This window comes from Flavobacterium tructae (genome assembly GCF_002217475.1).
Lineage (GTDB): Bacteria > Bacteroidota > Bacteroidia > Flavobacteriales > Flavobacteriaceae > Flavobacterium > Flavobacterium tructae.
The window spans coordinates 1-13,386 of record NZ_MUHH01000022.1 but is presented as its reverse complement, the minus strand read 5'-3'; the positions used below and the strand labels follow the sequence as shown (position 1 = coordinate 13,386).

At 33.4% G+C, this 13,386-nt stretch carries 11 protein-coding genes and 1 pseudogene; 8 read left to right on the top strand and 4 right to left on the bottom strand.

Annotated features, from left to right (window positions below; translation table 11 throughout):
* Window positions 1-58: 58 nt before the first annotated feature.
* Window positions 59-2,242 carry a TonB-dependent receptor plug domain-containing protein gene (locus B0A80_RS09930; RefSeq protein ID WP_089077196.1) on the top strand — a complete coding sequence of 728 codons (2,184 nt, stop codon included), beginning with the start codon at window positions 59-61 and terminating at the stop codon, window positions 2,240-2,242.
* 122 nt (window positions 2,243-2,364) lie between these two features.
* Here B0A80_RS09930 and B0A80_RS09925 read toward each other — a convergent pair.
* Window positions 2,365-2,463 (bottom strand): annotated as a pseudogene (locus tag B0A80_RS09925) (transcriptional regulator); the annotation flags it as partial.
* Window positions 2,464-2,488: 25 nt separating this feature from the next.
* Window positions 2,489-2,758, bottom strand: coding sequence for a helix-turn-helix domain-containing protein (locus B0A80_RS09920; protein ID WP_233430734.1), 270 nt, complete (start codon window positions 2,756-2,758; stop codon window positions 2,489-2,491).
* A gap of 196 nt (window positions 2,759-2,954) precedes the next feature.
* Here B0A80_RS09920 and B0A80_RS09915 point away from each other — a divergent pair, with 196 nt between their 5' ends.
* From B0A80_RS09915 to B0A80_RS09905, 3 genes are all read left to right on the top strand, one after another.
* A complete protein-coding gene (locus tag B0A80_RS09915; protein WP_124020566.1) occupies window positions 2,955-3,197 on the top strand; it encodes a hypothetical protein in 243 nt (80 codons plus the stop codon).
* Window positions 3,198-3,419: 222 nt separating this feature from the next.
* On the top strand, window positions 3,420-5,192 hold the full coding sequence (locus B0A80_RS09910; RefSeq protein ID WP_089077195.1) for a hypothetical protein: 1,773 nt from the start codon (window positions 3,420-3,422) through the stop codon (window positions 5,190-5,192).
* A 12-nt stretch (window positions 5,193-5,204) separates the two neighbouring features.
* On the top strand, window positions 5,205-5,675 hold the full coding sequence (locus tag B0A80_RS09905; RefSeq protein WP_123923405.1) for a hypothetical protein: 471 nt from the start codon (window positions 5,205-5,207) through the stop codon (window positions 5,673-5,675).
* Between the two features lie 222 nt (window positions 5,676-5,897).
* Here B0A80_RS09905 and B0A80_RS09900 read toward each other — a convergent pair whose 3' ends face one another.
* Window positions 5,898-6,470 (bottom strand): hypothetical protein, encoded by a 573-nt coding sequence (locus tag B0A80_RS09900; protein ID WP_089077194.1) that lies wholly within the window; start codon window positions 6,468-6,470, stop codon window positions 5,898-5,900.
* A 126-nt stretch (window positions 6,471-6,596) separates the two neighbouring features.
* On the opposite strand from B0A80_RS09900, the gene B0A80_RS09895 reads away from it, so the two are divergent.
* The 4 genes from B0A80_RS09895 (at window position 6,597) to B0A80_RS09880 (ending at window position 12,267) form a co-directional block, all read left to right on the top strand.
* The gene (locus tag B0A80_RS09895) at window positions 6,597-7,178 is read left to right on the top strand and encodes an RNA polymerase sigma-70 factor (protein ID WP_089077193.1); all 582 of its coding nucleotides are present in this window, start codon (window positions 6,597-6,599) and stop codon (window positions 7,176-7,178) included.
* Between the two features lie 2 nt (window positions 7,179-7,180).
* The gene (locus tag B0A80_RS09890; RefSeq protein ID WP_070906455.1) at window positions 7,181-8,137 is read left to right on the top strand and encodes a FecR family protein; all 957 of its coding nucleotides are present in this window, start codon (window positions 7,181-7,183) and stop codon (window positions 8,135-8,137) included.
* Window positions 8,127-10,622 carry a TonB-dependent receptor gene (locus B0A80_RS09885; protein ID WP_089077192.1) on the top strand — a complete coding sequence of 832 codons (2,496 nt, stop codon included), beginning with the start codon at window positions 8,127-8,129 and terminating at the stop codon, window positions 10,620-10,622. The genes B0A80_RS09890 and B0A80_RS09885 overlap by 11 nt, the downstream gene beginning before the upstream one ends.
* A gap of 424 nt (window positions 10,623-11,046) precedes the next feature.
* On the top strand, window positions 11,047-12,267 hold the full coding sequence (locus B0A80_RS09880) for a site-specific integrase (RefSeq protein WP_089077191.1): 1,221 nt from the start codon (window positions 11,047-11,049) through the stop codon (window positions 12,265-12,267).
* Here the strand turns inward: B0A80_RS09880 and B0A80_RS09875 are convergent.
* On the bottom strand, window positions 12,268-13,386 hold a 1,119-nt coding region (locus B0A80_RS09875), incomplete at its 5' end, for a DGQHR domain-containing protein (RefSeq protein WP_089077190.1).

Below are 13,386 nucleotides of genomic sequence, written 5' to 3'. Positions count from 1 at the left end.
AATACCATATCAACAACTCTTCTATTCAGAAGAAAATTTTAAATTAAATTATTGTTACATGAAAAAAATACACTTTTTAACAGCATTCTTTGGTGTCATTGCAGCTTATTCACAGCAGATTTCTGATACTACAGAACCAAAAAAACTAAAAGAAGTACATATCATTACAGAACGTTACTCCAAGTCGACGCAGGATATGAAACACATTTCGCAAAAGGAAATAGAATTTCAAAAAAGCCAAAATACTGCCGATTTACTAGCCAACACAGGTTCCGTATTTGTTCAGAAATCGCAACAGGGTGGAGGAAGTCCCGTGTTAAGAGGTTTTGAATCCAATAAGATTTTACTTTTGATCGATGGAATCAGAATGAACAACCTTATTTACAGAGCGGGACATCTACAAAATATCATTACGGTTGACGAAAATTCGCTGGAACAGATTGATGTTCTTTTCGGACCTGCATCTACTATTTTTGGGAGCGATGCGTTGGGTGGTGCCATCAATATGAGAACCAAAAACCCTATGTTTCTGTCCCAAACGGATAACAAAATGTTTTCAGCAAATGCAATGTCAAGATACAACAGCGCCAATAAGGGATCAACACAGTATTTTGACATTAATTTTGCAGGTAAAAGATGGAGTTCTCTATCCTCTTTCTCGTATAATAATTACGGTGATTTGAGAATGGGAGCCAATACTAATAGAAAAAATGGATCTTTTGGCGAGCGTCCTCAATATGTTGAAACTACGAACAATGTAGATAATCTGATACAGAATGAGAATCCGCTTATTCAGAAGTTTTCCGGATATAAGCAATATAATGCCATGCAAAAGATACTTTTTCAACAAGATGAATACACACAGCACAGCTTGAATCTGCAATATTCCTCTTCTTCAGATGTGCCAAGATATGATCGTCTGACAGATCCATCGGGTTCGGGGCTGAAATATGCTGTTTGGAATTATGGTCCGCAAAAAAGATTCCTTTCGGCTTATAAATTTTCGAAACAAAAGGCCTTGTTCAACAGTGATATGAATCTTGGAGTGAGCTATCAAAACATTGAAGAAAGCAGAATCTCAAGAAAATTTAACGATGACAAAACTAAAAGTCAGGTCGAAAAAGTAAATGTATTTGCTTTTAACGCAGATTTCAGAAGGAAACTAGGTAAGGGTGACTTTCTTTACGGAACCGAATTTTTTTATGATAATCTGAATTCGACTGCTACAAGTTCAAACCGCATCACCGGTATTGTCTCTCCAACAGATACTCGCTACCCAAACGGCATAAATCATACCTTTAGAGCAGATGTTTTTGCAACTTATAATGAAAAAATAAACGAAACTACGTTCTATAATTTGGGGATTCGTACAGGTTACTCTTCCTTAAAAAGTACTATTGCTAATAATTCTTTTTTCCGACTTCCATATGATGTCATCGAGCAGAGTAACTTCACATATAGCGGTACTGCCGGAATGGCAAAGAATATTCAGAGTACTAAATTGGTTTTCAATTTGGCTTCGGGCTACAGAGTCCCAAACGTGGATGATTTAGGAAAGCTTTTCGAATCAGTGCCCGGAACCTTGATTGTCCCTAATCGAAATATTGCTCCTGAGAAATCAGTAACAGCCGATTTTACTGTAGCATTGGGACAGGGAAAGAGAGTTCAGTTTGACAATACGGTTTATTATACCCGTCTTTTTGATGCCATTGTTACCGATCATTTTTTATATAATGGACAAAGTTCGGTGATATACGAAGGAGTGCAAAGCGAGGTCTTTGCCATGCAAAATAAAGGGAATGCTTATATAGGCGGTTTTTCTTCCACCCTGAAAATGGCTATCACAAAACCACTGGGAATTTATGGTATGGTAACTTTTACCAAAGGGGAAATAATGGACCGTGCGGGGAACACTCCATTAGATCATATCTCTCCAATGTATGGAAAAGCAGGATTGAAATATGAAAATAAAGTGATGCTTTTGGATTTCTATACATTATTTAATGGCAAGAAAGATATAAGCGATTATTCTACAAATGGTGAGGACAACCAAAAATATGCCCCAAAAGAAGGTATGCCAGCATGGCAAACCTTTAATTTCAAAACATCCTTTATGGTTGATAAAAATATTTCACTTTATGCCGGAATTGAGAATATTTTAGACCTACAGTACCGTGTTTTTGCGTCGGGTATCAATGCATCGGGCAGAAATATATCTGTGGCAGCAAAATACCGCTTCTAATATAAAATTCCCATTTCTGTTTTTACAAATCTAAACTCCTTTCATTACAAAAGGGATGTGTTGTAAAATACAAAAAGACCGTTTCGTTATCCGAAACGGTCTTTTTGAAATTTATCAAAAGGTTATTTCCCTTTTTCCAATATTTCCAAGTATTCTACTTTTTCTTTTTCGGCCTGAAGCAAACGCTCGTAAAGCTCGACGACTTTATCAAGAGCTACAAAATCGTAAAACTCCACACAACAATATTTATTCCTTATCTCTAAGATGTAAATCTTTCAAAAGTTCACTGGAAGTGGTATCAAGTGCATCTGCCATTCTAATCAGAAGATTTACAGTAATTCCTTGCTCATTTCTTAGAATTCTTCTCACAGTGGTTTCAGTGCAGTTACTTGCTTTAGCAAAACTACTTTTGTTTCCCGAATATTTATCCAGAAAAAGCTTATAAATTCTATCGACTATTTCAACTTCTAACTTATCAATCGTTTTCATAAAACAAAGAAAAAGAAGTAACCTCATGATTTTTTAAAACAAATTCGACTTATAAGTCGAATTTGTTTATATTTGTATGAAATGGCAAAACTTGAATCAATTAACAGCTAAACATTTAAATGATAAATGATGTCAAAAGAGTATTATATCAATTTAAAAACTATACACCATGAAAGAAGACCGTACAGTACAAATAACCAAATTTTTAAACCTAGTCTCCAGAATGAACTTTTTTACAAACCTGAAATCCGAACAGCAGAATGATTCGGTTGTGTCTTGTTTCAAAATAGCCAGTTACAATGAGTTAAATTCAACTATTTCATCTTTACTACGAACCTGTATTCAAACGCTTAAAAGTGATCCATCGGAGACTGACATTGATATCATCAACTTACTTGAAATCGCAGTACAACTATTACCCAGTGACGAAATAGAATTGCTCGATGAGCTAAATAAAATACTATAAACTAAAGACAACATAAAGCCTGAACACTTTACAAAACAGGTTTCCTTAGAAAACCTAAAGCAATATCTGTTTTCAATAATAAAAAGTATTTCAAATTAAAACATAAATATTTTCTGTCTTCTGCTAAAAATGTAAGTTTATTTTTATATATTTGAGTTCTTCGCAAAAACAAACTTACCGCACTATATACTCCGATTTACTAACTATTATAAGCCAATAATCATGAAAAAGCTATTTAAGTACGCCTTAGCGTTTGTTTTTCTTGCCTTGACAGGTTGCGAAAAAGATTCAAATGAACAACATGAAACCAAAACAGAATCAGCAGTTCCTTTTGAAAAGAAACTTATAAATGCCAATGAACTTCCGGCTGACATTCAGCAATACATCAACACTGATGGAACAAAAAACAGTTCAAAATCCACTAATGCTGAAACTTTAAACGAGCCAATATTTATGATGCATGACATCGTAAGTATGACCGATGACAAAAACATCACCAATTACAGTATTAGCTTCTTTTATCCCGACACTCCGGAAAATGTGTATTACAATCTGGTCATAAATGTACTTCCAACAGGAGAAAGTAAAAAATACATCTTTAAATATATTTGCAACCCGGAGGATTTTGAAAATTTTAAAGCACACCGTTTTGATTTTAAATATTTCGATGGTACCACCGAAATAAGTCAGGTTAATTACATTACTTCAGGAAAATTCACCTCGAAGTCCAGTGCGGGAGATGATCCATGCAATAAAATCTTTGTTCCTTCACCTTCAGATCCCAAAAGCAATCCGGCTGCAGGTGGCGGAAGCGGTAATGGAGGAAACCCAGCACCGGGAGGATTCAACACAAGCGTTCCGGGGTACAATTCTCCTCCAAGCAGTGGTGGTTATACTGGTGGCGGTGATGGCAGTTCCGGTCATGATCATTCTAACTGTTATGGCAGCAACGGACAATATTGGTATTATGCCGGTGATGTTCGTCCACCACATCCTCATACTTCAAAAAGTGCCGGGCCATGTCCTGAAGTAACTCCTCCAACCGGATATGTACCCGTAAATACAATGCCACTGATTAAAATTTTAGGCACTCAATTAAAACTATCTATAGCTCAAATCGCTTTTTTAAGAAATCGTCCTGACACTATGAATATCATAGGTAGTTATTTGAATTCAAATAATTTCTCTGAAGAAGCTAAAAGTTTTTGTAAAGAAATAATAGATCAGAGTATTCTAAATCCTAGCCTACATTTTGACATTCTTGCTTCTGCTAACTCACCAATGAATATTGACAAATCCTCCATAACGAATGATACGCCTGAAGGCAAAAAATTTAATACTATTTATAATGCATTAATAACATCTCCTGAATTTAAAAAACTATTTATCGATATATTTCAAAATAACAGTAGATTTAATGTTAAGTTTGAAATTGAAGAACATGTATATGAAGACAATAACCCTTCAAAAAAAGAAGTAAATGCTACCACAAGTCAACTTTCTGGTGCAAATAATATTGTTATAAAAATAAATAAACAGATATTAATTTCTGGCACTGATAAAAGCCAGACCAACATAGAAAATGCAAAAACCATTTTACACGAATGCATACATGCCTATCTTTTTATAAAAGCAAGTAATCCTGCCATTGGCGCAGATTTTGTAAAAATCCTGAATACAATGTATCCTACTGTTAGCGAACAACATGATTTTATGTACGACAAAATGATTCCTACTATGCAAAAAGTACTTTCTGAAATTAGGGATTTAGTAACAACCGCAACAAAAAGAGCTAATATTGAGCAATACATATTACATCCAACACTAAAGCCTTTAACAACTACAACATTTAGTTGGTTTAATTTTTATTTCTATCTAAGTTTGAACGGATTGCAAAGTACATATTGTTTTACTCAGGATTTTCAATATCCTTCTGACAAATATTCTTTATACAAACAATATATTGATGCTGGAAGTATAGAATTAGATAGATAAAAAACAAAAAACATGAAAAGCTTACCTTTATTTCTATTATTATTTGTATGCAGTATCTATTCTCAAAGCACTTTGAATTTAGACTCTCAGGACACCATTTTTGTTCATTTCAAAAGAAATAAACTTCAATCTAAAACCGTATTTCCAATTGATAGCTTCGGTGTTCAAAAAAGGTGGTATACGATTACTTTAGGAAATAGTTATGAAAAAAAATTTATAAGATTCTATTTTCAAGAATACACAAGCCCTGAAAAAAGAGACAAAAAAACAAAATCAGATGTACGAACTGAAAACAAACTCTTTTTAAAAAAACATAAAAAACAAATAGTGGGAATTGATTTTTTCAAAAATCATGACGTGTGTACCTTAAGAGAAATATTTTATAATAAAGTAGTTTATATTATTGATTTTAATGAAAGAAAAAAAGGGAAATTGATTTTATATGAGACAACTCCATCATTTTCATGTGATGCTATTGAATAAGTAAAGTTTTAAATAGATATATACAGAACAATCTTTAGTTCAAGAGTTAAGTATCATAATTAATAATCTCTTCCCTTTTAACATAACCACTAATCAAAAAGAACATTTTACACGAATGCATACATAACTATCTTTTTGTAAAAGTAAATGGCTAAGTCCTTTTTAATACTTAGCCATTTATGAATAGGTTATGGCAATTTGTTTTTTCTAGTAAACTACCGTTTAAAATCTATAGTTTAGCCCTGCACTGATAATTCCTCTATGTCCAAATCCTGCTTCCACAAATCCGCCAAGTTTTTTACCTATACGAAGGCCCGCCGGATTAACCTGAAAAGCAAAATCTATAGTATTGTCTTTAACGGCTGGCTTGTTAGGTTCTGTTTCTGTATATTTATCCAGAATAACACCTGCAGCAGCTGAACCATAAAAATCTAACCACTCTGTTTTTATGTAACTAAAGGATAACGTTGGCATGACCATAAAATAGAGATCGGTCCTCTTATTGTCGTTTTTCTTGGCTTGTACCTGCTGAAAAGCAATATCAGCTCCTACTCTTATTCGTTCACTGATTTGATTTCGATAACCTAAACCCAAATTCCCAAAAGAGGTAATCTTACTTCCTTCTTTTTGCAACGTAAGTGCGGAAACAAATACATCTGCAAAACCATTTACAAAAACCATTGTTGCACCGTCACTATAGGTTAGATTAATCTCATGTTTACCCCTTTCTTGTGCGTTTACTACAAGTGTACTGAATGTTAAAAAAATTGCGCTTACAATAATTGACTTTTTCATCTGTTTTAATAATTTTAATTAAATTCGTGGCAAGAACTCTTTATTGCCCTATTACTAATACGTCAAAAAATAAAATACCCCTATTACGCTGCAATAAAATTTTAAAATTTCCCTACTTTTTATGATATGAATGAGGATCTGAAGCATTTTAAACAATTGTTCAACGAGCTTTATCAGCCCTTATGTAATCATGCCTATAAGTATCTTCAGGATAGGGATGAAAGTGAAGATGTAGTGCAGGAACTGATGATTAAAATATGGGAAACCCGCAAGGATTTACTTTCTGAAAAGAGCCTTAAATATTACCTCTATATAGCAGTTAAGAATCGGTGTATATCCATTCTGAGAAAAAAAATCTATATGTTTGACGTTGACGAAATGTCTGCCGATATTGCCGAAGAAATCCCCGAAACGAAGCCCTTAACAGATGCTAACCAGCTTATAGAAGATGCATTTAAAGGAATTTCTCCAAAATGTCTTGAAATTTTCAAACTAAGTCGTCTTGAAAAATTAAGCTATAAACAAATTGCAGAGAAATTAGGAATATCAATAAAAACAGTAGAAAATCAGATGGGCAAAGCCATCAAACATATACGGGAGTTTGTTAAACAGCATCCCAACTTAATTATTTTCTTTAAAATATGGTATTTTAGTTATTATATAGTGGGGGTTTTAAAAGAATTTGTGTTTTATTTAAAAGAGGTATAACCATGGACAGCCAAGATATTAATGTATTATTAGCAAAGCATTTTTCAGGAGAAACGAAACCTGAGGAAGAAGCTGTGTTAATGAATTGGATAAAAAACAATCCTGATGAATACCTCTCGCTTAAGATTTTTTTTGCAGAAAGTCAGCCATTAGATTCTCCTCAGTTATTTGAAACAGCTAATGCCTGGAACCGCATAGCGCCAAATTTATCCTCCACGAAGACAACCGTATTTCAGTTGTACAAAAAATACATCTACGCAACAGCAGTTGCAGCCGTTTTCATTTTAATAAGTACGTTCGCTTTCTTGTATGCAAATACCGAGATAACCGTTCAAACAGCTGATGGGCAGGTAAAAAGTATCGAATTGAGTGATGGTTCTTTAGTTACGCTGAACGATAACTCGAGTATTACTTATAAAAGATTTCTATGGAACAATCGTACTGTCAGCTTAAATGGAGAAGCTTTTTTTGAAGTAAAACATGACGAGAGCAGACCTTTTTCTGTAAATACGGGTACTCTATCCGTAAAAGTTTTAGGAACCTCCTTTGTTGTAACAACAACAGAAAAAGAAAAATCAGTAGACGTGATTACAGGAAAAGTCAAGGTTACCGCCACTCCTACTAATCAAACTGTCATTTTGGAGAAAAAACAAGCGGTTCATTACGCTTCCGGCAGATTAATTAAAAGTGACACAGCCGACAAAAACTTACTTTCCTGGAAAACAAAGTCTCTTTCTTTCGAAAATACTCCACTTCAAAAAGCTTTTCAGGATATTGAAGATTGTTATCATATTAAAATACAGGTAGAAGGCAAAATCTCTGATTCCTGCACCGTTACCACAAATTTCAAGAACGAATCCATAAAAGAAATATTGGAAGAATTCCGTTTATTGTTTGGGCTTAGTTATACACAAAAAGGCAATACTGTTTGGGTGAAAAACATATCCTGTGAAAAGTAATTCTTTTATAAATAACTGGTTAACAACTTCATTCTATTTTGTACTTTTCTTTTGTGCCGGATCTTTACAAGCACAAAAAACAAGCTTGCTGGAAAAAAAGATCACTATCCAAATAGAAAATGATAGTATCGGAGCTTATATTTCCACCATAATAACACAAGGCGTAAATTTATCCCTAAGCAACAACAAGCTCAATCTTGACAAAAAGATAAAGATCGACAAAGGAACTTATAAATTAAAAACGCTTCTACATCTTCTTTTTGAAACAGAATCAGTAAAATTTCTCGAAAAAGACAATAAAATAATTATCTACACGGTTTCACGAGCTCCTGACCCATTTACTATTAGCGGGTTTGTTTATGCAGGCGACAGTAAAGAAGCGCTACCCTATGCTACCGTACGAGTTTTAAACACAAACATTGCTGTTAATTGTAATGATTATGGCTATTATACGCTAACATTACCCGAAAACAAGTACATCATAAATGCGAGTTATACCGGTTTTACTTCACAAACAGATACGATACTGGTAAACAAAACCATTAAAAAAAACTTCAATCTTGAAATGGGACTATCCCTTGCTCCGGTTGAAGTTAAGTCATCCAAAAAACCTTTAAATGAGATTTCCAGCATAATCGATACGCAGCATGTTAACGCTCTTCCCTTTCTAACGGGGCAATCAGACCCGTTAAAACTTCTTACCTTAAAACCGGGCACCTATGGCACTTCTTTAAATGTAAGAGGAGGCTCAACTGACCAGAATCTGGTTTTATTAGATGGTGTTCCTATTTACAATTACAATCATTTTACGAGTTTGTTATCTATTTTCGATTCGCAGGCCATCAAACAAATAAGTTTTTACAAAGGCGGTTTTCCGGCTCGTTACGAAGGAAGACTTTCGTCAGTCATAGATGTTAAAACAAAAGATGGCGATATACAGTCCTACCATGGAGCTGCTAATATTGGCTTACTAACGGGTTCTGCGATGATTGAAGGACCTATCATAAAAGACAAGATGTCTTTTATGATTAGTGCGAGAAGAAGCTGGATTGATGCTTTGACCGAAGCGATTTTTGATCAGGATATTAATTTTAAATATCGGATGTATGATGCCTATTTTAAGATTAACTATTTTATTAATTCCTCCAATCGGCTTTACCTTGGTGCCTATACCGGCGGAGATCTTATTCGTGTAAATTTCTTTTCGTCCGAAGCACCTCAGCTTACCTGGAACAACAGAACACTTTCTTTGCGCTGGAACAGGGTATATAATCCCAGACTGTTTCAGAATTCGGTTCTAATGCTAAGTAACTATAACAACCAGTTTGCCAATGCAGATGAGGATGGAACCAGAAAGTTTCGTATTACAGATATAGGTATCGAAAACAACCTGAATTATCACTGGTCGTCATTCCTAAATAGTGCTATAGGCTTACGAATAAATATGACCAATTTTTCTAACAACACTATTGACCGTGATCAATTGATAAAGTCACTACATTTCAAAACCTATTGGGACAATGATATAACGCTGTCTGATAAAGTTCGAATAAAAGCGGGTCTACATTATGCAACTTTTTTAACTAAAAACAAGGTTTATAATTCTTTTCAGCCCCGTACCAGTTTGGTTTACAAGTACAGCAATTCTAATAGCCTCTTTGCCTCCTATGCCATAATGGAGCAATTTTATCATCAAATTGCCCAGAACACCTATGCTTTACCCTCAGATTTGCGCATGCCGAGTACAGATCAGTTACCTCCGGAAAAGGCTTTTATCTATGAGGCCGGCTATGAAAAAACTTTAGACAAAGGATATATCCGACTACAGCTTTATGAAAAAAAAGTATCCAATATTTTAATGTACCCACCCCTTTATGATGTTTCAGATGAGAACAAAATACAATCCCCTCTAATCGGGTTTGGCAATTCAAGAGGCTTGGAACTTGAATTTTCCAAGCAGTTCAAAAAGTTTGATGTACAGGCGTCGTATACCCTGAGCAAATCGACATTGCGATTTCCAACAATAAATAATGGTCAGACATTTAATTCTCCAAACGATATAACCAATCAAATAAAAGGAGCTGTTACCTGGAATATTAATCAATCCTGGGTCCTATCCACTATGTTCAATTATAGTTCCGGTGTTTTAATCTCGGCACCAGACTCTTTTTCCTATAATGACAAAAAAGACTCGTACCCAGTAGATCCCAACCAAAGCAATGAAATATCAAGACCTAATAACTACCGTTTACCGAGAAATTACAATGTCGATATTGGCGTTTCAAAAACAAAAAAAACGAAATCCGGCAACCAATCCAGATTATATTTTGGAGTTAACAATCTCGTAGGACAATCTCCACCTTTTATCATTGAAACAAGTTTAAGTAATAGCACCTTTAATGTCGAACAGGCCAGAATGTTTAAATATTTTCCTTACGTTGGATATACTTATACTTTTGGAACGGGTAAAGAAAAATTAAACTAATTTCCGGAATCTTTAAAAAACAAGGCATAAATAAAATCTACAATCTCTTTTTTTGATAGCAGCCCTTGAAATGAACCAATACATTTTCTCTCCTTATAAACAAATAAACCGGACCGGTTTTAAAAACCTGTCCGGTTTGTAATATTGATCCTAATTAATTGATAAAACAAAAAAGCCTTTACATTGCTGTAAAGGCTTGAATTTCTGTGGTCCCACCTGGGCTCGAACCAGGGACCACCTGATTATGAGTCGTAACTCATCTATTTTCTTTCATTTTCCTTTATTTTCAAAGGCCTACCAAAGTATTGTATATCAAGACGAATATACTAAAATGCTTTTCATTTTTCTACTTATATTTTCATTTTTCTGCTATTTTTGTGTGCAATATGTGTGTTCCGCAACACACAAAAAATAAATACCAAATATGTTTAGCTACTCAAAAGACGGCATAACCGTTGCATCTATACTTGATAAAAGAAAACAAAACAAAAAAGGTTCTTACCCAATTAAGATACGCGTCACTTACAAAAGAATTAGGAAACATTATTCAACTGGTAAAGATTTAACCATCGAAGAATGGAATCTTTTACCCCAAAGTAAAAATAGATTACTTAAAGAAACCCGAGAAAGTATAGAAAATAGTTTTTCGCTCGTCAAAGCAAATGTTGAAAACCTAGCTGAAAAGGGAGAATTTTCATTTGATGCTTTGAATTTAAGACTAAGCAAAGCAAATGGATCAACTGTTAATAATTCACTTTTAGCTAAAATTGAAAACTTAAAAAGAGATGAAAGAATCGGTACAATGGAAATTTGTAAAAATGTTTTAAGTAACATAGAACGTTTCGGAGGTAAAAATTTATCGTTCGAGGCAATATCTATTGATTGGCTTAAGAGATACGAAAAGCACATGTTAATTGATAAAAAACATTCAACGGTAGGGTTTCATATGAGAGAAATCAGAACTATAATGAATGAAGCCAAAAAAGCTGGAATAATAAAAGACACCCAATATCCTTTCGGCAAAGGCAAATATGAAATCCCGACAAGTGAAGGAAATAAAAAAGCCTTGACATTAGAACAGCTTGGGAAAGTTATCAGATTCAGCGATGGCAATGAAACCACAGAAAAATATAAGGATTTATGGTTTTTTATTTATTTATGCAATGGAATCAATGTTGCAGATGTTATTAAATTGAAATTTAAAAATATTAAAGATGGTGAAATTTGTTTTATTCGTCAAAAAACAGAAAGAACAACTAAAACCAGAAAAGAAATTCGCGCAACATTATCAAATGAAATTGAAGACATTATAAAACGATGGGGCAACACTTACAAACCTGAAAATTTTATTTTTCCTTATTTAAAAGGAAAAGAAGATCCTGAAAGTGTAAAAAAGATTACCAAGGATTTGACAAAAAAAATTAACACTAGAATGAAGAAAATTGGCAATCACTTAGGATTAGGCGACATTACTACTTACACAGCTCGCCATACCTTTGCTACAGTATTAAAACGAGCAGGAACTAATATTGCGTTCATTAGTGAAAGTTTGGGGCATAATGATTTAAAAACAACTGAAAGCTATCTTGCTAGTTTTGAAAAAGATGAGCGTCAAAAAAATGCAGGATTTTTAACTGATTTTTGATTATAGGAATGAACGTTGAGGCTTATTAATATTCAGAATAAATTGTATTACTTTTTTAAAACCTGATTCAGAGCTATAACCACTGAAAGTCCCACCTACTAACCAGTCATCTTGATTTATATAACTTTCAGAAATATAATTCTTAATAATTTTAAGTGATTTATCATTTAAACCTCGTGCATTATCAGAAGTTTTACCATTAACAATGTTGCTCACAATATTGTTAATTGATTTTGCTCCCATTGTTCTTTGAATATAGTGTTTATTACTATAATATATATTTTTCGGTTCAAAAAACAGATCGTAAACTACTTCGGACTCTTTAAAGCAGTATTCCCATTTCTTTTTAACTATATCATTCCATACTATATGCAAAAAATCAGCTATGTTTAATGCTGCTTCCTTTGAATATAAAATTAAATCCTCCCCTTTTAAATCTAAATACCTACTATTATCGTTGATTTTTATATATGCATCGACTACACCAAAAATTGATTCTCGAAATGCATTTACTCCAATTATACCTATAGTTTGCTCGTCATGAATTCCAAATTTAATTGCATTACTCCATACACTTTGCTCTATTTTTTCATTTAAAAAATACGCTGTCTGAATTGCAATATGCTCATTTAATTCTCTTTCATTTAATCTTTTTTCAATAATTCTATAATTGAATCGAGCTAATTCTATTAAATCAACTTTTAATCTTTTTCCCTTAGAATTTATGTCATAAAAAATCTCCATTTCTACAGATCTAGATTCTGGTTTGACTATCAAAATTATAACGTTAAACAAAAAATTTTCTAATTCAGGTTTAGATTTTATTGCTTCTCGCATAGCAATTATTCTATGCTGACCATCAACTATTCTTAATATTTTATGTTCAATTCCCTTTTTTGAATCATTAAATTCTAAAATATTTAATTCTCGATTTAATACTTTTTTGATTTCGTTTTCATCAACTGCCAAAACAATAGATGTCGGGAGTATGAAATTTTTAGTTTCAAGGATGTATTTTTTTATTTTATTGTAATGATTTGGTTCAGGCTCACGTTGATAACCCAAAGGATTTTCACCATAAATCAATACCTTACTATTGCTATCTATCGTTTTAAAGGG

What these genes read in the sequence shown, in the direction of transcription:
- B0A80_RS09930 (WP_089077196.1), top strand. Translation starts at nt 59, where the DNA reads ATGAAAAAAATACACTTTTTAACAGCATTCTTTGGTGTCATTGCAGCT.
- B0A80_RS09920 (WP_233430734.1), bottom strand. Translation starts at nt 2,758, where the DNA reads ATGAGGTTACTTCTTTTTCTTTGTTTTATGAAAACGATTGATAAGTTA.
- B0A80_RS09915 (WP_124020566.1), top strand. Translation starts at nt 2,955, where the DNA reads ATGAACTTTTTTACAAACCTGAAATCCGAACAGCAGAATGATTCGGTT.
- B0A80_RS09910 (WP_089077195.1), top strand. Translation starts at nt 3,420, where the DNA reads ATGAAAAAGCTATTTAAGTACGCCTTAGCGTTTGTTTTTCTTGCCTTG.
- B0A80_RS09905 (WP_123923405.1), top strand. Translation starts at nt 5,205, where the DNA reads ATGAAAAGCTTACCTTTATTTCTATTATTATTTGTATGCAGTATCTAT.
- B0A80_RS09900 (WP_089077194.1), bottom strand. Translation starts at nt 6,470, where the DNA reads ATGAAAAAGTCAATTATTGTAAGCGCAATTTTTTTAACATTCAGTACA.
- B0A80_RS09895 (WP_089077193.1), top strand. Translation starts at nt 6,597, where the DNA reads ATGAATGAGGATCTGAAGCATTTTAAACAATTGTTCAACGAGCTTTAT.
- B0A80_RS09890 (WP_070906455.1), top strand. Translation starts at nt 7,181, where the DNA reads ATGGACAGCCAAGATATTAATGTATTATTAGCAAAGCATTTTTCAGGA.
- B0A80_RS09880 (WP_089077191.1), top strand. Translation starts at nt 11,047, where the DNA reads ATGTTTAGCTACTCAAAAGACGGCATAACCGTTGCATCTATACTTGAT.